This window comes from Leifsonia sp. NCR5 (assembly GCF_002105485.1).
In the GTDB taxonomy this organism is placed as follows: Bacteria; Actinomycetota; Actinomycetes; order Actinomycetales; family Microbacteriaceae; genus Leifsonia.
This window is the reverse complement of record NZ_NCSR01000016.1, coordinates 26,511-47,088: the sequence shown is the minus strand read 5'-3', so window position 1 is coordinate 47,088 and position 20,578 is coordinate 26,511. Positions and strand designations below refer to the sequence as shown.

Sequence of the window (20,578 nt, the reverse complement as noted above, 5' to 3'; positions counted from 1 at the left end):
CAGCCGGTCAGGCGGCTGAGCGCTCGCCGATAGTCGCGCGCAGCCGCTTCAGATACGCATCCCGTGGTCGGTGCCGGAGCCGCGCGGGCAGGCGAGGGTAGACGAGGACGGCCCAGCGCATCCACCGGTCGAAGCGTCGCTGCAGCCGGGCGCTCCACGCGAGGCCGAAACGGCGCCGCAGGTCCGGTGGCAGCAGGCCGACCGTGACCAGGCGCGCCTGCGGGAACACGGCGCGCATCCACAGGGGGATGGTGGACGGGTAGAGGATCTGCCGCGCGACCCGCTTGGTGTCCGCGGTCGGGCGCAGGCCGGCCACGGTCTCGGCCCAGTACGCGTCGAAGTCCGCGCGGGTCTGCGGCCATGCCTCCTGCGGCACCTGCAGGGCAGAGCCGAGCACCGTGAACTCGCGGTAGATCCGCTCGCCGTCGGCGTCGGGGATCCGGCCGAAGAAGCGTTCGTAGAGGTCGATCATCGTGGCGTACAGGGTGGAGGCGACCCACAACTGCAACCGCGGATCGAACGCGTTGTATGCGGGGGCGTCCGCGCTCGCCGCGGCGCGCACCGGCGCATGCGCCCTGTTGACCCACCGTCTGACCACGGCGAACTCCTCCGGCGAGGCGTACACCGACGCGTAGACGAACGTCATGGTGGCGTGGAGCCTGTCCATCATCCGGTTGGCGAAGTCGCTGTGCTCCACCACGCCCCGACCGACGGCCGGGTGCGCGATCTGCAGGAGCAGCGCCCTGCCGCCTCCGGCCAGGTAGATGGACTCGGCCGCGATGTCCTTCGCGCGGAGACCGGCCGGAGCCTGACGGGTTCGCATCGCACCATCCTGCCGCGACAGCCTGCGAAGGTCCGGGATGCGCGTCCGCGCTGGTCGGCTCGCTGGACATCATCGTGCGGCCAGGGCGGCTCGGCGCTCGCGGCTACGGATGGTGAGTCCGGTGAGGCCCAATCCGAGGGAGAGGGCGGCGCCGCCCGCGCACACGGCCGGGATCAGCCCGTCGGCGTCCGATCCTGTGTTCGCCAGTGCGGGGTCGCGGACGGTGGCTGGCGAGACGGCGGGGAGCGCGGGTGGCTCGGGCGCGGCAGGCGGCTCGGGGACGGCAGGCAGCTCGGGCGTGGCCGGTTCCTCGGGGACCTCCGGCGATTCGGGCACTGCCGGCGCCTCGGGGACTTCGGGCACCTCCGGTTCTTCGGAAACCTCTGGTACTTCGGGAACCTCGGGTACTTCCGGCACCTCGGGAACCTCCGGCACCTCGGGAACCTCCGGCTTCACGCCCCGGGTGATCTCCGACGCCACGCCGAACGCGGAGCGCCACGGGCGCAGGCGGCTGCCGCCTTCTGTCGCAGGGGTGTCGGCGGGCGTGATCGACTCGACCCACACGTAGTGACCGACGGCGGGCAGCTCGCACTCGGGCGTCTCGTATTCGCCCGTGCCGCTGACGACGAGTTCGACCTCGCAGGCGACGGGAGCGTCGGACGGCGCATCCGGGGCCTCGACGATCGGGTCGGCGAACGGGCCGAGCAGCCGGCTCTTGATGGTGGCGCGCACCGGGGCAAGGCCGTCCGGTGACGACCAGACGCCCCAGGTGGGCAGCAGGCCGTCGTCGACGGCGACGCCGACGGTGAGGTGGTCCGAGATCATCGCGCCGGGCTCGGCGACGGCCTCGCTTGTGACGGTCGCGACCGTCGGCTGGAAGGGGAGGGGGGAGACGCCGGCGGCGTCGGCCCTCGCGTGGGCTTCCGCGTCGGCCGGAACGGCGACGAGGAGCGCCTGCGCGTCACCGCGGGGGATGGCGATCGTGAGTCTGTCGCCGTATGGAAGCGCGACGAACCGGGCGTCGGCGGTGACGGACACGCTCGCCTCCGTGCCGGTGGGAAGGATGGGGATGTCGACGCCGTTCTGGATGTCGGCGGTCGTCGAGCCGTCCTCGAAGGTGGCCCCGGTCAGCGTGGCCGTTCCCCAGTGCTTACGGGGCGGGAGGACCTCGGCGCCGCCCGTCAGCCGGTCGACCGTGAGCTCGACCCGGAAGCGGCCGGCACCGTCGTCGGCCAGTTCGACCACGCCGTCGGCCTCCACCGACCGCGAGCCGAGCGTACCGGACTCGGCGACCATCGAGTGCGCCCAGCTGAGAACGGTCGCTGCGTCCGCTCCCGCCCTGGCCGCGTACGACGCCGCCGTCGCGTTGTCGAGTCCGGCGACCATCCACGTCGCGAGCTGGCCTGCCGCCGCCGTTCCCCGGTCGGAGGTGCCCGCCCAGGAGCGTGAGATGAAGGCGAGCTTCGCGGCCTGCTCCGGCGAGTACCAGTCGAGCGTCGAACCCGCCACGAGGTCGATCTCGTGGCCGGTCGGGCTCTTCTTGCCTGCCTGCAGGCAGAAGCCGCGTGATCCGTCGTCGAGCGAATACGTGCCGAGCCACCAGCCGTCCGCGGAGAGATAGCCGGGTCCGTGGCCGTCCGCGGAGAGGGCCTGCGCTCCGGTGGCGAGATGGATCGCCGAAAAGAAGAACAGCAGACCGGCCACCGCGAAGGAGGTGATGAGAGTTGTTATTCGGTGTGTCATGGCATCCACCGTCGTCGGTCGGAACGGGGCGGTGGGGCTCGGCGCCGAAGCTGTGGAGAAGTGGATGGGGGAGCCCGGCTGTGGAGGGAGCATCCACGATCGCTGTGGATTTCGCGGCTCGTTTCGCGGGCGTTCAGCAGGACGCGCTAGAGTTCTTTCTGGCGAAATTTATCTCGGCGTCGAGCTATTCTCCCGCCGAACTGCCTAGGAGAAATCGGCCGGCAAGCGCCACGAGCGTGCCGGAACCAGCGGATTGGATAACCGTGGATCTATACGAGTATCAGGCCAGAGACCTGTTTGAGCAGTACGGTGTCCCGGTCCTTCCGGGCATCGTCGCGGACACCCCTGAGGAGGTGCGCGCAGCGGCGGAGAAGCTCGGTGGAGTGGTCGTCGTCAAGGCGCAGGTGAAGGTCGGTGGTCGTGGTAAGGCCGGCGGCGTCAAGGTCGCCAAGAACCCGGATGAGGCAGAGGAAGCCGCGAAGGCCATCCTCGGGCTCGACATCAAGGGTCACATCGTCCGTCGCGTGATGGTCGCCGGCGGCGCCCGCATCGCGAAGGAGTTCTACTTCTCGGTCCTGCTCGACCGGGCCAACCGCTCGTACCTGTCGCTCACCAGCGTCGAGGGCGGCATGGAGATCGAGCAGCTCGCCGTCGAGAAGCCCGAGGCGCTGGCGCGCATCGAGGTCGACCCGATCACCGGTGTCGACGCGGCGAAGGCCGCCGAGATCGCGAAGGCCGCCGGATTCCCGGACGACCTCGCAGGCAAGGTCGCCGACGTCTTCGTGAAGCTGTACGAGGTCTACAAGGGCGAGGACGCGACGCTGGTCGAGGTCAACCCGCTCGTGCTCACCGAGGAGGGCGACATCATCGCCCTGGACGGCAAGGTCACGCTCGACGAGAACGCCGGCTTCCGCCACCCGAACCACGAGGCGCTCGAGGACAAGGCAGCAGCCGACCCGCTGGAGGCGAAGGCCAAGGCGAGCGACCTCAACTACGTGAAGCTCGACGGAGAAGTCGGCATCATCGGAAACGGCGCAGGGCTCGTCATGAGCACGCTCGACGTCGTCGCGTACGCGGGCGAGAAGCACAAGGGCGTCAAGCCGGCCAACTTCCTCGACATCGGCGGCGGAGCATCCGCAGCCGTCATGGCCGCCGGTCTGGACGTCATCCTGAACGACCCGCAGGTCAAGAGCGTGTTCGTGAACGTGTTCGGCGGCATCACCGCCTGTGACGCGGTCGCCAACGGCATCGTCAAGGCGCTCGAGATCCTCGGCGACGAGGCCAACAAGCCGCTCGTCGTCCGTCTCGACGGCAACAACGTCGACGAGGGTCGCCGCATCCTCACCGAAGCCGCGCACCCGCTGGTGACGCTGGCTCTCACCATGGACGAAGGCGCCGACAAGGCCGCCGAACTGGCTGCGAAGTAGTAAGGGCGCGATCAAGAATGTCTATCTTCCTCAACAAGGATTCCAAGGTCATCGTTCAGGGCATCACCGGAGGTGAGGGCACGAAGCACACCGCCCTCATGCTGAAGGCGGGCACCCAGGTGGTCGGTGGCGTGAACGCCCGCAAGGCCGGAACGACCGTCACGCACGGCGATGTCGAGCTCCCCGTCTTCGGAACGGTCGCGGAAGCGATCGAGAAGACCGGCGCGGACGTCTCCATCGCGTTCGTCCCGCCCGCGTTCACGAAGGACGCGGTCATCGAGGCCATCGACGCCGAGATCCCGCTGCTCGTCATCATCACCGAGGGCGTGCCCGTGCAGGACTCCGCCGAGTTCTGGGCGTACGCGCAGGAGAAGGGCAACAAGACCCGCATCATCGGGCCGAACTGCCCCGGCATCATCACCCCCGGTGAGTCGCTCGTCGGCATCACCCCGGCGAACATCACCGGCAAGGGCCCGATCGGCCTCGTCTCGAAGTCGGGAACGCTCACCTACCAGATGATGTACGAGCTCCGTGACCTCGGGTTCTCGACCGCCATCGGCATCGGCGGCGACCCGATCATCGGCACGACCCACATCGACGCTCTCGCGGCGTTCGAGGCGGACCCGGAGACCAAGGCCATCGTCATGATCGGCGAGATCGGTGGCGACGCGGAAGAGCGCGCCGCCGACTTCATCAAGGCGAACGTCACGAAGCCGGTCGTCGGCTACGTGGCGGGCTTCACCGCTCCCGAGGGCAAGACGATGGGCCACGCCGGCGCCATCGTCTCCGGCTCGGCGGGCACCGCCCAGGCGAAGAAGGAGGCCCTCGAGGCCGCCGGTGTCAAGGTCGGCAAGACGCCGTCCGAGACCGCAGCCCTGCTCCGCGAGGTCTACGCGGCGCTGTAGAACCACCGGAGGGAGCGCATCCCTCCACAGGTAAGGACCCCGTGGAGTTCTCCACGGGGTCCTTGTTTTTCCGTCGCGCGGAAGGCACTGAGCGCTACAGTGAGCAGCAGCGGGAAAGGGGGGAGCGACATGGCACGCATCACCAACAGCGAGTTGCTCCAGCGCATCGCTCAGCTCGAAGCCGAGAACGCCGGACTGCGCGAGACCATCGAGACCATCGAGAACGATCCGACGCAGCCGATTCCGCCGCACGAGGCAGCCGTTCCCAGCACCGCTGTGCCACGAAAGCACACCAGGAGCTGGGCCTGGACTCTGCTCGCCGCCGTGCTCATCCTGATCGGCGCCCTTCTCGCCCCCGTCGCCGTCGTCTCGTCCTGGGCAAAGGTGCAGCTGACAGACACGGATGCGTTCGTCGCGGCATACGCACCGCTCGCCAAAGACGCCGGGGTGCAGTCGTTCGTCACCAGCCAGACGATGGACGTCATCCAGCAGAACGTGGATGTGCCGGCGATCACGTCCGACGTGGTCGACGGCATCACCTCGCTCGGCACCGGTCCGGCGGCCACCCGCGCCCTCGAGGCGCTGAAGGGGCCGGCCGCCCAGGGCATCCTGTCGCTGATGCGATCGACAGTGGATGGGTTCGTGCGGTCGGACGCGTTCGCACAGGTCTGGCAGGAAGCACTCCGGGCGAGCCACACCCAGCTGGTCGCGACGATGCAGAACGATCCGAAGGCGGCCATCGCCGTCGGGTCTGACGGCTCGGTCGGCGTTCAGCTCGGGCCGATCATCGACAGGGTCAAGGCGATCCTCGTGAAGCAGGGGCTCACCTTCGCGTCGCAGATCCCGTCGGTGGATCGCACCATCACGATCGCGCAGAATTCGTCGCTTCCGACCATCCAGCTGTTCTACGGCGTCGCGGTCGCGGCGGGGGCCTGGCTCCCGTGGGTGGCGCTGCTCCTGCTCGCGGCGGGCGTGGTCGTGGCCAGACGCCGCGCGCTCGCCTTGGTCTGGGCTGCGGTGGCCCTGGCGTTGTCGATGGTCATCATCGTGGCGGGGATCGGCATCGGCAGGCTGGTGTTCGTCGGCTCGGTGTCGCCGTCGCTGATCCCGTCCGGTGTCGCGCGAACCGTCTTCGACACGCTCACCACGGCGATGAGGGACACCGGGATCGCCGTGCTCGTGCTCGCCATCGTGGTTGCTGTCGTCGGCTGGTACTCGGGACCGTTCGCGGTGCCGAGACGGCTGCGCGGGTTCTTCGGGGCCGGGGTCACCTGGGTCCGGACCTCCGCCGAACGACACGGGATCAGCACGGGGAGGACCGGGGAGTGGCTGTATGCGCAGCGGACCCTGCTGCGCGTGCTCATCGCCGCAATCGCCGCGGCCATCGTCCTGTTCGTCCGCCCACTGACGCCGTCGCTCATCATCTGGACGCTGGTCATCGCCGCGCTCGTGGTCGCCGTGCTCGAACTGGTGCAGCGGCCGGTCATCACGGTGCCGGAGACCGCGGACGACGAGACCCCGATCATGACCGTCTCCTGACCGCCGAAGTGTCGGCGGAGCGGCGCGACGCCCGACCGGTAGGCTCCATTCGGTCATGAATCGCACAACCGTCGCCCTGCTCGCCGCGCTGGAGGCGGTCATCGTCGTCGCGATCGGCCTCGCGATCTCGCTCGTTCCGCTCACCGTCCTCTGGGCGGCCCAGTATCACCTCGCGGCGGACTGGTTCACGTTCTGGCGGGCGTCCGCAGACATCTGGCTCGTCGGCCACGGCGTCAACCTCACCGTCACGCTCGACGCTCAGGCGGCGGCGACCCTCGGGCTGCCCGGCGCCGTCATCCCGTTCCAGGTCACGATCGCGGCGCTCGGCTTCGCCGTGCTCACCGCAGGGCTCGGCGTGCGCACCGGCCTGCGCGCCGCGGAGACGCCGTTCCGCCTCACGGGCGCCGTGAGCGCCGTCGTCGCCTTCGCCGTGCTCTCGGCGGCCGTGACCTTCTCCGCGGGGAGCGCCCCCGTGCATCCATCGGTCTGGCAGGGGATCGTTCTGCCGCCGTTCGTCTACGCCGTCGGGGTGCTCTGCGGGTTCGGCTTCGCCGCGCTGCGGGCCGAGCGCGATGGCAAAGACATCGGGCTGAGCGACCGGAACGACCGGGGCGAGCGGAGCGGCCAGGCGGAAGGGCCGCAGTCCCGGGGCGCGGTGCTTTCCGCCATCGCAGCCGCGACCAACCGCATCCCGCCGATGATCCGGGATGCGTCGGCCGTGGCCCTCCGCGCCGGCACCGGGGCTGCCGCGCTGGTGATCGCGGGCGCCGCCCTCGTGCTCACGATTCTCATCCTCGGCAACTACGGCGGCATCATCAGCCTGTACGAGCAACTGCAGGCGGGTGCTCTCGGCGGCGCGGCGCTCACCATCGCGCAGCTCGCCTTCATCCCGAACCTTGTCATCTGGCTCGCCTCCTGGATGGTCGGTCCCGGTTTCGCGATCGGCACCGGCTCGTCGGTCAGCCCGATCGGCACAGAGCTCGGGCCGCTGCCCGGGCTGCCGCTGTTCGGCGTCATCCCCGCCGGAGGGTTCTCGTTCGGGCTGATCGGCGTGCTGGTGCCGATCGTCGCCGGCTTCCTCGCCGCGGCGCTGCTCCGCTCGCGGGCGACCAGGATGCACGACCTGCATGGGACATCCGGACTCTTGGTGGCCGCGCTCGGCATCGGTATCGTTGCGGGCATCGAACTCGGCCTCCTGGCCTGGTGGTCGTCCGGCGCCATCGGTCCAGGACGGCTGCACGACGTCGGTCCGAATCCGTGGCTGGTGGGTTCGATCGCGGCGGCGGAGGTCGCCGTCGCGGCGATCATCGGGCTGGTGGCGGGAGGTCGGGCGAGACGATGAGCCGCTGGAACGTGCCGTTCCGCTTCCCGAAGCTGGAGATCCACCGCCGGTCGGTCGAGGCGAGGCAGCTCGTCGAGAGCCCGTCGGCGCAGCTGCAGGAGTTCCTGGTCAAGCTGGGCAGCGCGCTGCTCTCGGTCGGTACGGCGGCGACGGACATCCAGCGCACGCTGAAACGCGTCTCCGTCGCGCTCGGGTCGCCGAACGCCGCCCTCATCGTGTTCCCGACGCTGATCTTCGTGGGGATGCCGGACGAGAAGGAGACCCGCTTCGACATCGCGGAGTCGCCGGGCGGCGAGGTGCGGTTCGACAGGGCGGCCAGGATCTACACCGTGGTCGACCACGCGCTCGCCGGAACGATCACCGCCGTCCAGGGCATCGAGGCCATCGAAGCGATCACGGCGGCCAAGCCGCGCTTCCCGACGGTCGTGCGGGTGCTCGGTCACGGCCTCGCGGCGGCGGGCGTCGGCCTCGTGCTCCTCGGGGCTGAGCCGATCAGCATGGTCTACGCGTTCGTGCTCGGTGTGCTGGTCGGTGTGGCCAAGCTACTGGTGCGGCCCGGCACGTACGCCGCCATCCTGCTCCCCGTCTTCACGGCGTTCGCGCTCGCGCTGATCGTCTTCGCCGCCGCACGCACCGATCTGGTCCCCGAGCCGCTGCAGGTGCTCGTGCCGCCGCTGGTCACACTGCTGCCGGGCGCGGTCCTCACCACGGGCATCCAGGAGCTCGCGGCGGGGGACATGGTCGCGGGGGCGAGCAGGCTCGTCTCCGGGATCGCGCAACTGCTCTTCCTGTCGTTCGGGATCCTGGCGGCCCTGACGATCACGGGCGTCCCCGCATCCACTGCTCTGCTCACCACGCACCCGCCGCTCGGCGCCTTCCAGCCGTGGGTGGGCGTCCTGCTGTTCTCGCTCGGAATCTTCCTCTATTACTGCGGGCCGCGGCGCTCGCTCTACTTCCTCACCCTGGTGCTGCTCGTCGCATACGGAGCCCAGCTGCTCGGCGCGGTGATCATGGGGAGCGAGTTCAGCGGGTTCTTCGGGGCGCTCGCGCTCACCGTGGTGGCGTATCTGGTGCAGTCGATCAGGGGCGCGCCTCCGGCGGTGGTGTGCTTCCTGCCCGCGTTCTGGCTGCTGGTGCCGGGTGCGACCGGGCTGATCGGTCTCACGCAGAGCGCATCTGGAGTGAACTTCGATTCGAGCAGCTTCCCGACCATCGTCGGATCGATCGTCGCCATCGCGCTCGGTGTGCTGGTGGGGACGGCGCTGTACCGACAGATCTACAGCGTCGCCCCGACCGCGTGGGGCCTGCGGTTGGTCTGACCGGCCCGCGGCGGCGTCAGGCCTCCGCCGGCCTGCCGGTGTAGAAGGTGAAGGTCGCGTCCGCGGTCCGAGCTGCCGTCTCGGGCTCTGCGCCCGCCAAGAGGTGGGCATCCGCCCAGCGGTCGGCCGCCGCGCGGGTGAACGCTGCGCCCTCGTCGGAGAGGGCCCAGGCCTGTCCCTCCTCGGGCGAGATGGCGCTGTCCTGCGTGCCGAAGTGGAGGGCGAGGCCGAGCACGGCCTGGTCCCAGCCCACGCCGGTCGCGCCCGGCCCGTACGTCTCCCACAGCTGTTCGGGGACGTCGGCCACCCGCGCGATGTGTTCGAGGGTGAACCGGGTGCTGTCCTGCCCGATCGACGTGAGCCGGACGGTGACCCACGTGACGCCGCCGCCGAACTCCCACGTGATCCGGTACTCCGCCGACCCATCCGCCGGCGGGGAGCAGGCGAGGATCTCGCCCCCGGCGTTGCCGGTGAGCTGGTAGCGGCCGCCGAGGCGGAGGTCGCCGGTGACCGGGAGGAACCAGCGCGCGATCCTGTCCGCCGTGGTGGTGGCGTCCCAGACGTCGGCGATGTCCGCCGGGTAGTCCTGGGCGATGGTCTGGATGCGCGTCGGCTCTCCGTCGATCTCCTCGGTGCGGAGGGTGCGGGTGACCGCATCGATCTGTGCGTTGACGTCGACCATGATTTACTCCTCGTCCTGCGGTGTGGTGTGAGTGGAATCGGATGGGTGGTGCGCGGCGTCGCCGCCGGAAGCGGCGAGCCGCGCGGAGCGCTTGCCCCTGGCGAGCTCGGTCCCGAGGGCGGAAAGCGGCCCTGTCCAGAACCGCTCGAACGGACTCAGCCAGGTGTGTGCCTGCCGGAGTCCGTCGGGGGCGACCGCGTACATGCGGCGCGTGCCGTCCGCGCGCACGTTCGCGAAGCCGTGTTCTCTGAGCACCCGCAGGTGCTGCGAGACGGCCGGCTGGCTGATGCCGAACTCCCGGGCGATGACCGCCGTGATGTCGCCGGCGGCCTCCTCGCCGTCCACGAGCAGTTCGAGGATGCGGCGTCTGACCGGGTCGCCGAGGACATCGAAAGCGTGCATGACTCCAATGGTTGCGCCGCGGCTTATATAAGTCAAGTCTTAAATCATCGAGGCTGTGGTCTGCCGCCCGCCGTGCCCGCCGCTAGGCTTGTGGCGTGCTCTCGATTGTGGTGCTGATCTCCGGCGGCGGGTCCAACCTGCGCGCCCTGCTCGAAGCGTCGCAGGACGCGGAGTTCCCCGCCAGGGTGGTCGCCGTCGGCGCCGACCGCGACGCGGACGGGCTCGCGCACGCGGAAGAGTTCGGCATCCCGTCGTTCACCGTCCCGTTCTCGTCGTTCGACGACAGGGACGAGTGGGGCGACGAGCTCCTGACGCAGATCGAGCAGTGGCAGCCGGACCTGGTGATCCTCTCCGGCTTCATGCGCCTCGTGCCACCGCGGGTCGTTGCCGCGTTCTCGCCCAACCTCATCAACACCCACCCCGCATACCTTCCCGAGTTCCCCGGCGCCCACGGGGTTCGGGATGCGCTGGCCGCCGGGGTCACCCAGACCGGCGCGAGCCTCATCGTGGTCGACAACGGCGTGGACGCCGGGCCGATCATCAGCCAGGAGCGCGTCCCCGTGCATCCCGATGACACGGAGGCCGCCCTCCACGAACGCATCAAACCAGTGGAGCGACGGCTGCTCATCGACGCCGTCCTCGACATCGCCAACGGACACATCGACCTCAAGGAGCTTGCACGAGCATGAGTGGACCCCGCCACGACGCCAGCCTCTACCGCGAAAGGGACATCGTCCCGATCCGCCGCGCGCTGATCTCGGTCAGCGACAAGACCGGGCTCCTCGAGCTCGCGAAGACGCTCGCAGACGCGGGTGTCGAGATCGTCTCCACCGGGAGCACGGCGTCCACGATCCGGGATGCGGGCTACGAGGTCACCGACGTCGCCAGCGTCACCGGCTTCCCCGAGTCGCTCGACGGCCGCGTGAAGACCCTGCACCCCGCCATCCACTCCGGCCTGCTCGCCGACCTCCGGCTGGCCTCGCACGAGGAGCAGCTGAAAGACCTGGAGATCAAGCCGTTCGAGCTCGTGGTCGTGAACCTCTACCCGTTCGTGGAGACGGTCGCTTCCGGCGCCGTCGGCAACGACGTGGTCGAGCAGATCGACATCGGCGGCCCGGCGATGGTCCGCGCATCGGCCAAGAACCACGCCAACGTCGCCATCGTCGTCTCTCCGGGCGACTACGGCAGCATCGCCGACGCCATCGCGGCCGGCGGAACCACCTTCGACCAGCGCAGGGACTTCGCCGCGCGGGCGTTCGCGCACACCGCTGCATACGACGGCGCCGTCGCCGCCTGGTTCGCAGGGGATGCGCCGAGCACGGCCGACTTCCCCGAACGTTTCGAGGTCGCAGCCGAACTCAAGCAGACCCTGCGCTACGGCGAGAACTCGCACCAGGCCGCTGCGCTCTACGCCGACCCGACCGGTCGCGGCATCGCCCAGGCCACGCAGCTTGGCGGCAAGGAGATGTCGTACAACAACTACGTGGATGCTGACGCAGCACTCCGCAGCGCGTACGACTTCGACCAGCCGGCCGTCGCCATCATCAAGCACGCGAACCCGTGCGGCATCGCGATCGCCGACGACATCGCCGAAGCGCACCGCAAGGCGCACGAGTGCGACCCCGTCTCCGCGTACGGCGGCGTGATCGCGGCCAACGGCATCGTGACGCTGGCAATGGCCGAGGCAGTGAAGGGCATCTTCACCGAGGTCCTGATCGCGCCGGGCTTCGAGCCGGAGGCGCTCGAACTCCTGCAGACGAAGAAGAACCTGCGCATCCTGCAGCTGCCGGAGGACTACACCCGCAAGGCCACGGAGTTCCGGCAGATCTCGGGCGGCGTGCTCGTTCAGGATGCGGACCGCTTCGACACCGCATCCACGTCGTACGGCAGCTCGGCGGGCTGGACGCTCGTCTCCGGCGAGGAGGCGGACGCGGCGACCCGCGCCGACCTCGAGTTCGCCTGGAAGGCGTGCCGCGCTGTGAAGTCCAACGCGATCCTGCTGGCGAACGACGGCGCATCCGTCGGCGTCGGCATGGGGCAGGTGAACAGGGTGGACTCGTGCAACCTGGCCGTCACGCGCGCAGGGGAGCGCGCATCCGGTGCCGTTGCCGCGTCCGACGCGTTCTTCCCGTTCGCCGACGGCGCGGAGATCCTGATCAACGCCGGTGTGCGCGCGATCGTGCAGCCGGGCGGCTCGATCCGCGACGAGGACGTCATCGCCGCTGCGAAGGCCGCAGGCGTGACGATGTACTTCACCGGGGAGCGTCACTTCTTCCACTAGTGCGCCCCCGCAGGGGAGGCGCATGGGCGGGACTCGTGGGAGAATGATCGGCGGCTCACAAGGCCACCGAAATTGCACAACCGCGATCCCACGAGGAGACACCGATGTCCGTCCTGCCCGCTGAACTGGTCGAAACGACCGGAGTGAACCTGCCGCACGAAACGCTGCATGTCGTGAAGGGGAGGCGGAGCGGCCTGACCATCAGCGTCGCGGTGCACTCCACCATCCTCGGCCCAGCGCTCGGCGGCTGCCGTGTCTGGACGTACGACTCCTGGGCGGAGGCCGTCGCGGACTCGCTCCGGCTCGCGGAGGGCATGACCCTCAAGAACGCGGCCGCCGGCCTCAACCGCGGCGGAGGGAAGACGGTCGTCTACCTCCCGCGCGGCACGGTGCTCACGAACGAACAGCGCTACGAGCTGATGCTCGACCTCGGCGACGCCGTGGAGAGCCTCGGCGGCGCGTACATGACCGCCGAAGACGTCGGCACCTCGGCCGAGGACATGTCGATCGTTGCGACGCGCACGGCGCACGTCTGCGGCCTGCCGTCCTCCGAGGGCGGCGTCGGAGAGCCGAGCGACGCGACGGCGGCCGGTGTGTACGCCGGCCTGCTCTCGACGCTGGAGCGCGCCGTCGGCACCCGCTCGGTGGCCGGTCGCCGCGTCACCGTGCTCGGGCTCGGCCACGTCGGCTCGATCATCGCGATGCGGCTCGCGAGCGAGGGAGCCGAGCTCACGGTCACCGACGTCAACCCGGCGAAGCGCGCACTGGCGGATGCGCTCGGCGCACGCTGGGTGGAGCCTGCCGAGGCGCACACCGTCGAGGGCGATCTGTTCGTGCCCGCCGGTGTCGGCGGCGTGCTGACGGACACGGTGATCGACGAACTGCGGGTCAAGGCCGTGGTCGGTCCTGCCAACAACCAGCTCGCGCACCGTGCGGGAGCGGAGCGTCTCGCGGCGCGCGGCATCCTCTGGGCGCCCGACTTCGTCGTGAACGCGGGCGGGGTGATCTTCCTCTCGATGATGAACGAGGAGGACGCATCCGCTGCTGCCACGCAGGAGAGGGTGGAGCGGATCGGCGACACCGTCACTGAGATCTTCGCCGTCGCCGAGGAGCGCGGGATCACCACGCTGGAAGCGGCGGAGGAGATCGCACTCGCGCGCCTGCGCGAGCCAGCAAACGCATAGAAACGCTCCGCTAGGGTTGGTTCCCATGACGACTTCGTGGGGCCGCCGGCTCATCGCATCCGTTTCCGCTGCCGTCGCGGTGGGCGCTATCGCGTTCATCGCGGCGACCTTCGTTCTGCTGGCGGCCAACCAGCTGAACGCCGCAGCGCTCGGAAGCATCACGCCATACGTGATGTACAACGCGCTGGTCGCGCTGGTGCTCACCTTCGCCGCGGCACTCCTCGGCGGCCTGGTCCGTCGCTGGATCGCCGTCATCACGGGTGTCGTCGTGGCGCTGGTGAGCACCCTGCTCGGCACGATCGTGCTGTTCACCGCTCTGAACGTCGGTTTCGCCGCCGCGGCCTGGGCGCAGATCTTCCAGTCCTTCATCGGGCTGAACCTGCCGTTCTGGCTCGCGGTCGCCATCGCGCTGCCCACCGCCGGATACGCGGTCTACCACGCCATCGACGACGAGTCGGCGTTCGGCTCCGGCACCAGGATCGCGCTCGTCCGCATCCCGGCCACCAACCTGGCAGACGGCCTCGTCACCCACATCGACCGTGAGCCGGTGGATGCCGAACTCGCCGACAAGCAGTGGGATGCGTACGTCGCCGCCCTCTCTCAGGCCGGCTGGCAGACCGTCGAGGTCGCGAGCGCGGACGGGCTCGCGGACTCCGTCTTCGTCGAGGACACGGCCATCGTGTTCGGCGACACCGCCGTGATCAGCCTCCCTGGCGCGGACTCGCGCCGTGCGGAGACCCCGGGCACCGAGGCGGCGCTGCGCGCGCAGGGGCTGCGTATCGAGCGCATCCAGGAGCCGGGGACGCTCGACGGCGGGGACGTGCTCAAGGTCGGCTCGACCGTCTACGTGGGCCGTGGCGGCCGCACCAACGCGGAGGGCATCCGCCAGCTGCGTGCTCTCGTCGCGCCGCTCGGCTACACCGTCGTCGGCGTTCCGGTGACCAAGGCGCTGCACCTCAAGACGGCTGTGACCGCGCTGCCGGACGGCACCGTCATCGGCTACGAGCCCCTCGTGGACAACCCCAGAGTGTTCGAGCGCTTCCTCCCCGTTCCCGAGGCGCACGGCACCGCCGTCGTGGTCCTCTCGGACGACACGGTGCTGATGTCGTCGTCCGCGCCCGCGTCGGTCGCCCTCGTCGAGGACCTCGGATACACGGTCGTGCAGGTCGACATCAGCGAGTTCGAGAAGCTCGAGGGATGCGTGACCTGCCTCTCCATTCGCATCCGGTAGCCGGGCGCGACGAGTTTTCTTTCCCCTCTTGTGCATCGGCTGTGCGCGGCCATAGGCTGTAGGGCTGCCTAGGCGGCATTTACGTGAACGCATTCGGGCTAGGGAGGACGCCATGACAACGACCGAGAACACACGAACCATGATCGGGTTCGGACTCGTCGCCGCCGTCGCTTATGCGTCCCCGGAGCCAGCCCCCGCCTGGTAGGTCCCAGGCAGGACATGCTTCCCGGCTGACTGTCGTCGGCACGTCGCGCGGACCATCCACGGTCCGCGGAGTCCACCCCCGGTGGAACGCTCCCTTTTGACGACCCCGCACGACCTCTCAGCACGCTCAGAATCGGGTCACTGTCTGACCCGCGAAGCAATCACTACACAAGAAAACGGATCGATAATGTCTGTCGCTGAAACTCATCAGCACCCCCCACAAAAAGATACGAAAGCACGGGCGGGCACCGTGCGGACTCTGCTGCGCATCCTGCCGTTCGCCAAGTCGGCTGCTCCGCGCATCCTGCTCGGCATGGTCGCCGCCCTCCTCGCCAGCCTGGTCGCACTGAGCATCCCGCAGGTGCTCCGCTGGCTGGTCGACGGGCCGCTGTCGACGGGTGACTCGTCGGCCGTGTGGCCGGCGGCGCTGCTCGTCGTCGGGCTGGGCGCGGCCGAGGCCGTGTTCATCTCGCTGCGCCGCTGGTTCGTGCTCACGCCGGGCACGCACGTCGAGGCGAAGATGCGCAACGGTCTCTACGAGAAGCTGCAGGACCTGCCCGTCGCGTTCCACGACCGCTGGCCGAGTGGCCAGCTGCTGTCGCGCGCCGTCAGCGACCTCGGCCTCATCCGCCGGTGGCTGTCGTTCGGCATCGTGCTGCTGGTGGTGAACGTCGTGACCATCGTCGTCGGCTTCGCCATCCTGATCAGCTGGAACTGGATCCTCGGACTGATCTTCCTGGTCTGCTCGATCCCGCTGTGGATCTACGGGTTCATCTTCGAGGGCAAATACTCGGTGATCGCCCGCCGGAGCCAGGACCAGGCCGGCGACCTGGCGACCGCTGTCGAGGAGTCGGTGCACGGCATCCGCGTCCTCAAGGCGTTCGGCAGGGGCAAGCACGCCCTGAAGAGGTTCGAGTCGCAGGCGGAGGAGCTGCGCGGCACCGAGATCGAGAAGGCGAAGGCCATCGCGGGCATCTGGCTCTGGCTTCTGCTGGTCCCGGATGTGGCGTTCGGCATCTGCCTGGTGGTCGGCGTCTGGCTGTCCTCGCAGGGGCAGCTGTCCGTCGGCGAGCTGGTCGCGTTCTTCGCAACGGCGACCGTGCTGCGGTTCCCTGTCGAGTCGATCGGCTTCCTTCTCTCGATGACCTTCGACACCCGCACGGCTGCCGACCGGTTCTTCGAGGTGATGGACGAGGCGAACACCATCCAGGACCCGGCAGAGCCGAAGAAGATCGAGAACCCGCGCGGAGAGCTCGTGTTCGACGACGTGCACTTCCGGTACCAGGATTCGCCGGAGCGCTTCCCCGACCTCCTCGACGGCATCGACCTCACGGTCGAGCCGGGGGAGACGATGGCGCTCGTCGGTCTCACCGGATCCGGCAAGTCGACGCTCACGGCCCTCACCACCCGGCTCTACGACGTCACGGGCGGTTCGCTGCGCGTCGACGGCGTGGATGTGCGCGACCTCACCCGCTACGACCTCCGCAAGAGCATCGCGATGGCGTTCGAGGACGCCACGCTGTTCTCCGCGTCGGTCAGGGAGAACGTGCTGCTCGGCCGTGACGACCTCGACCCGAACTCGGAGGAGGCGGAGCGCGTGCTCGCCGAGGCCGTCGAGATCGCCCAGGCCGGCTTCGTCTACGACCTCCCGGAGGGCGTGGAGACGAAGGTCGGCGAGGAGGGGCTCAGCCTGTCCGGCGGTCAGCGTCAGCGCCTGGCGCTCGCGCGTGCCGTCGCGGCCAACCCGTCCATCCTGGTGCTCGACGACCCGCTGTCCGCACTGGATGTGGACACCGAGGCCCTCGTCGAGGCGGCACTCCGTCGCGTCCTCGCCGCCACCACGGCGCTGGTCGTCGCCCACCGTCCGTCCACGGTGATGCTCGCCGACCGGGTCGCCCTGCTCGAGAACGGCCGCATCACAGCGGTCGGCACCCACCACGAGCTCCTCGAGACGAACGAGCACTACCGGTTCGTCATCTCGAGCCTCGAAGACGAACAGACAGAAGAGATCCTTCAGGAGGTGAACCTGTGAGCACCGCGACCGTATTGGGAGTCGAAGGCGAAGAGCGCAACGACTTCACCAAAGAGGAGAGCAAGCAGATCCGCAAGCGGTCCCTGCGCCTGCTCGGTTCGCTGATGCGCCCGCTGCGCCTGCGGCTGATCCTGACGGCAGCCGTCGTCGTGGTCAGCACGGCAGGCCAGGTGGCCGGCCCCGCGATCATCGCGTTCGGTATCGACAACGGCCTTCCGGCCCTCCTCAAGGAGGACTGGTTCCCGCTGGCGGCCGCCGGGATCGCGTACCTGTTCACCGGCGTCATCGGCGCCGTTCTGATCGCCTGGTACACGGTGCTGAGCGCGCGGATCAGTCAGGCCATCCTGATCGACCTGCGCAAGCGGGTGTTCCTGCACACGCAGAAGCTCTCGCTCGAGTTCCACGAGTCGTACACGTCCGGCCGCATCATCTCGCGCCAGACGAGCGACCTGGACTCGATCCGCGAGCTGCTCGACTCGGGCATCAACCAGCTGGTGCAGGGCTTCCTGTACATGCTGTTCATCGCCATCGCGCTGTTCTCCCTCGACTGGGTGAGCGGTGTGGTGCTGGTGTGCTCGCTGGTGCCGCTGTACTTCCTGACCCGCTGGTTCCAGAAGCGTTCGCAGAGGCTGTTCCGCATCTCGCGGGTGGCGTCGGCGAAGCTGATCGTGCAGTTCGTCGAGACGATGACGGGCATCCGCGCCGTCAAGGCGTTCCGCAAGGAGAAGCGCAACGAGAAGGAGTTCGGCGGTCTCGTCGAGGACTACCGCGACGTCAACGCCCGCGTCATCCAGCTGTTCGGGATCTTCGATCCCGGTCTCGTGATGATTGGAAACGTGACCGTCGGTGTCGTCCTCCTCGTCGGCGGCTTCCGGGTGGCGGACGGTCAGCTCGCCATCGGTGTGCTGCTCGCCGCGCTGCTGTACACGCGCCGGTTCTTCGACCCGATGGAGGAGATGGCGATGTTCTACAACTCCTACCAGTCGGCCGCCGCTGCGCTCGAGAAGATCTCGGGCGTGCTGGAGGAGGAGCCCTCGGTTCCGGATCCGGTCAAGGCCGTCGACCTGTGGGATGCGGAGGGCAACGTCCGCTTCGACGAGGTCACGTTCGCGTACAAGCGCGACCGGGTCATCCTGCCCAACTTCAGCCTGGACATCCCGGCCGGGCAGACGATCGCGCTCGTCGGATCCACCGGAGCGGGCAAGTCGACGCTGGCGAAGCTGATCTCGCGGTTCTACGACCCGAGTGACGGCTCCGTCACGCTCGACGGCGTCGATCTGCGCGACCTGCACCCGAAGGACCTCCGGAGGGCGATCGTGATGGTGACGCAGGAGGCGTACCTGTTCAGCGGGTCCGTCTCCGACAACATCGCGCTCGGCAAACCGGACGCCACCAGGGAGGAGATCGTGGAGGCGGCGCGCGCGGTGGGAGCCGACGAGTTCATCCGGGGTCTGCCGAACGGCTACGACACCGACGTGAACAAGCGCGGCGGCCGGGTGTCCGCCGGTCAGCGTCAGCTGATCTCGTTCGCCAGGGCGTTCCTCGCCAACCCGGCCGTGCTCATCCTGGACGAGGCGACGAGCTCGCTCGACATCCCGAGCGAGCGCCTGGTGCAGGATGCGCTGCAGACGCTGCTCGCGGACCGCACGGCCGTGATCATCGCCCACCGTCTGTCGACGGTCGCCATCGCCGACCGGGTGCTGGTGATGGAGCACGGCAAGATCGTCGAGGACGGCACGCCGGCCGACCTGATCGCCGGCACGGGCCGTTTCGCGCAGCTGCACGCCGCGTGGAGGGACTCGCTGGTGTGATCGCCGCGTGAACCCACGACAGGGCGCCCGGGTCGAATCGACCCGGGCGCCCTGTCGCGTTCGCGTTGGACTACTTCTTGGCGGTGACGCCGAAGGTCAACGGCACGGAGCTGGTGGTGCTTTCCCCGCCGACCCTGGTCGAACCGACGACGGTCATTCCGGCGAGGGCGTCGGGGACTCGACCCGCGTATCCATTGGTCGGGCGTTTGGTGGTCCCGGAGAGGACGACGTAGAGGTCGGTGTCGTATGGCAGCTTGTCGACGGTGTAAGAACCGAGCAGTGCCGGCGTCTTGATGCTGGCGAGCGCAGCTCCGTCCTCCGTGTACACCGTGAGCGTCACCGCTTCGGCGAGATCGAGCACGTCCTTCTTACCGTTGCCGTTGCTGTCGTTGAACACCGTTCCGGTGATGCTGACCGGCTTGCGCACGCCGAACAGGAAGTCGTTGGTCCTGGCGAGCGTGAGACCGGTCAGAGACCAGCCCTGGCCGCGGCGGTCGACGACGGCGACGTGCATCGCGGGTACGGCGTCGACGAGTTCGGCGACCGTCCGGATGGTACCGCCGACGACGTGGGCGCCGGCTGCGAGATCCTGTCCGACGGAGGCGTCGACCTCGGCCGGGTCGATCGTGTCCGCCAGCTTCGACAGGGCCCTCGCGAGCTTCTTGATGTACTCGTTCTCCGGCGTCGTGCTGATGTCGGAGGAGGACAGGAGCGATGGGTCGGCGAGGATCGCGGCCGGGTCGCCGGAGGCGATGACGTCGATGAGGGCCGTGATGCGCGCCGTGTTCTGGAGCGCGTCGCCGACCGTGAGATTGAACGGCGAGCGCATCATGACGTACGCGCCGGCATCGAGGCCCTGGTAGCCGATCGAGGCCCCCTTGGCAGTGGTGCGGAAGTGGATCGCGTCGCCGATGTCGAGGTTTCCGCTGATCGCCGCCGCGACAGCGGTTCCCACATCGAGGCCGCCGAGGTCGCCCCTGTCGATCAGCTCGACGGTCTTCGCCACGTCGATGAGGATGATCGTCTGGTTGTCCAGGTTCGTCTCCGACGCATCCCTGACCCCGTTGCCGTTGCTGTCTGCGAAGACGGTCGCGGTGAGCGCGCCCTTCGGCGTGGCGGCGATGTCGGCCGTCTGGATCAGGGACAGTCCGCCCACCGTGACGGGGAGGACCGATGCGCCGGTCGCGCCGGCGGACACGTAGTATGTGCCGGCGGCGAGCGAACCGGCCCGGTATGTGCCGAGCACACCCGTCGTGGTGGTGGCTACCGGGTTGCGGGTGGCGTGCGCGTCGTCGGCACTCGCGTACAGCGAGACGGCGACATTCGCGAGCAAAGGCTCGCCGAGGTCGAGCGCGCCGTCGCCGTCGACGTCGGCGAACACGGTTCCGGCGACGGTGTAGATCGCCGGGGAGGGAATGCCGGCCGGAGCGAAGCCGACGGTTGGGACGGCGACAGCTGCGGCGGCGATCAGGGCGAGAGGCGTTCTGCGTACATATTTCATATGTGACCACACTACGGATGAAGTTCTCGCGTCGCAATTCGTAGCAGAATATGAGGTGTGAACGGTAGAATGTCAAACGTGAATACTCGTATGATCAATGGGTACCGTGTTCACTGAATTCTCCGTACGCTTCGATCCCGACTGGAAGTTCC

Annotated in this window: 16 protein-coding genes; 11 read left to right on the top strand and 5 right to left on the bottom strand. The window is 68.9% G+C overall.

Features of this window, described 5'->3' with window-relative positions; translation table 11 throughout:
* Positions 1–7 precede the first annotated feature (7 nt).
* Both B7438_RS13965 and B7438_RS20615 read right to left on the bottom strand, forming a co-directional pair.
* Positions 8–823 carry an oxygenase MpaB family protein gene (locus tag B7438_RS13965; protein WP_085370211.1) on the bottom strand — a complete coding sequence of 272 codons (816 nt, stop codon included), beginning with the start codon at positions 821–823 and terminating at the stop codon, positions 8–10.
* Positions 824–892: 69 nt separating this feature from the next.
* A complete protein-coding gene (locus tag B7438_RS20615; protein WP_179150828.1) occupies positions 893–2,566 on the bottom strand; it encodes a hypothetical protein in 1,674 nt (557 codons plus the stop codon).
* Between the two features lie 263 nt (positions 2,567–2,829).
* Between B7438_RS20615 and sucC the strand changes: the two genes are divergently transcribed.
* The 5 genes from sucC (at position 2,830) to B7438_RS13935 (ending at position 9,098) form a co-directional block, all read left to right on the top strand.
* Positions 2,830–3,993 carry an ADP-forming succinate--CoA ligase subunit beta gene (gene sucC / locus B7438_RS13955; protein WP_085370210.1) on the top strand — a complete coding sequence of 388 codons (1,164 nt, stop codon included), beginning with the start codon at positions 2,830–2,832 and terminating at the stop codon, positions 3,991–3,993.
* Between the two features lie 17 nt (positions 3,994–4,010).
* Positions 4,011–4,898: a succinate--CoA ligase subunit alpha gene (gene sucD, locus B7438_RS13950; protein ID WP_085370209.1), complete on the top strand. Its 888-nt coding sequence runs from the start codon at positions 4,011–4,013 to the stop codon at positions 4,896–4,898.
* A gap of 129 nt (positions 4,899–5,027) precedes the next feature.
* Positions 5,028–6,437, top strand: coding sequence for a hypothetical protein (locus B7438_RS13945; RefSeq protein WP_085370208.1), 1,410 nt, complete (start codon positions 5,028–5,030; stop codon positions 6,435–6,437).
* A gap of 55 nt (positions 6,438–6,492) precedes the next feature.
* Positions 6,493–7,779, top strand: a complete 1,287-nt coding sequence (locus B7438_RS13940; protein ID WP_085370207.1) for a DUF6350 family protein — start codon at positions 6,493–6,495, stop codon at positions 7,777–7,779.
* On the top strand, positions 7,776–9,098 hold the full coding sequence (locus tag B7438_RS13935; RefSeq protein ID WP_085370206.1) for a threonine/serine exporter ThrE family protein: 1,323 nt from the start codon (positions 7,776–7,778) through the stop codon (positions 9,096–9,098). Before B7438_RS13940 ends, B7438_RS13935 begins: the two co-directional genes overlap by 4 nt.
* A 16-nt stretch (positions 9,099–9,114) precedes the next feature.
* On the opposite strand, the gene B7438_RS13930 is transcribed toward B7438_RS13935, so the two are convergent.
* Positions 9,115–9,780, bottom strand: coding sequence for an SRPBCC domain-containing protein (locus tag B7438_RS13930; RefSeq protein ID WP_085370205.1), 666 nt, complete (start codon positions 9,778–9,780; stop codon positions 9,115–9,117).
* A 3-nt stretch (positions 9,781–9,783) separates the two neighbouring features.
* On the bottom strand, positions 9,784–10,182 hold the full coding sequence (locus tag B7438_RS13925) for a helix-turn-helix transcriptional regulator (RefSeq protein ID WP_085370204.1): 399 nt from the start codon (positions 10,180–10,182) through the stop codon (positions 9,784–9,786).
* 95 nt (positions 10,183–10,277) lie between these two features.
* Between B7438_RS13925 and purN the strand changes: the two genes are divergently transcribed.
* The 6 genes from purN (at position 10,278) to B7438_RS13895 (ending at position 18,925) form a co-directional block, all read left to right on the top strand.
* Positions 10,278–10,871, top strand: coding sequence for a phosphoribosylglycinamide formyltransferase (purN, locus tag B7438_RS13920; RefSeq protein ID WP_085370203.1), 594 nt, complete (start codon positions 10,278–10,280; stop codon positions 10,869–10,871).
* Positions 10,868–12,463: a bifunctional phosphoribosylaminoimidazolecarboxamide formyltransferase/IMP cyclohydrolase gene (gene purH, locus B7438_RS13915; protein WP_085370202.1), complete on the top strand. Its 1,596-nt coding sequence runs from the start codon at positions 10,868–10,870 to the stop codon at positions 12,461–12,463. Before purN ends, purH begins: the two co-directional genes overlap by 4 nt.
* A 104-nt stretch (positions 12,464–12,567) precedes the next feature.
* A complete protein-coding gene (locus B7438_RS13910) occupies positions 12,568–13,647 on the top strand; it encodes a Glu/Leu/Phe/Val dehydrogenase family protein (RefSeq protein WP_085370201.1) in 1,080 nt (359 codons plus the stop codon).
* A 25-nt stretch (positions 13,648–13,672) separates the two neighbouring features.
* The gene (gene ddaH / locus B7438_RS13905; protein WP_085370200.1) at positions 13,673–14,878 is read left to right on the top strand and encodes a dimethylargininase; all 1,206 of its coding nucleotides are present in this window, start codon (positions 13,673–13,675) and stop codon (positions 14,876–14,878) included.
* Between the two features lie 391 nt (positions 14,879–15,269).
* On the top strand, positions 15,270–17,114 hold the full coding sequence (locus B7438_RS13900; protein ID WP_085370199.1) for an ABC transporter ATP-binding protein: 1,845 nt from the start codon (positions 15,270–15,272) through the stop codon (positions 17,112–17,114).
* Complete coding sequence (locus B7438_RS13895) at positions 17,111–18,925, top strand: ABC transporter ATP-binding protein (RefSeq protein WP_085370198.1); 1,815 nt, start codon at positions 17,111–17,113, stop codon at positions 18,923–18,925. The genes B7438_RS13900 and B7438_RS13895 overlap by 4 nt, the downstream gene beginning before the upstream one ends.
* Before the next feature lie 70 nt (positions 18,926–18,995).
* Here B7438_RS13895 and B7438_RS13890 read toward each other — a convergent pair whose 3' ends face one another.
* Positions 18,996–20,426: an SdrD B-like domain-containing protein gene (locus B7438_RS13890; RefSeq protein ID WP_085370197.1), complete on the bottom strand. Its 1,431-nt coding sequence runs from the start codon at positions 20,424–20,426 to the stop codon at positions 18,996–18,998.
* Positions 20,427–20,578: the final 152 nt, after the last annotated feature.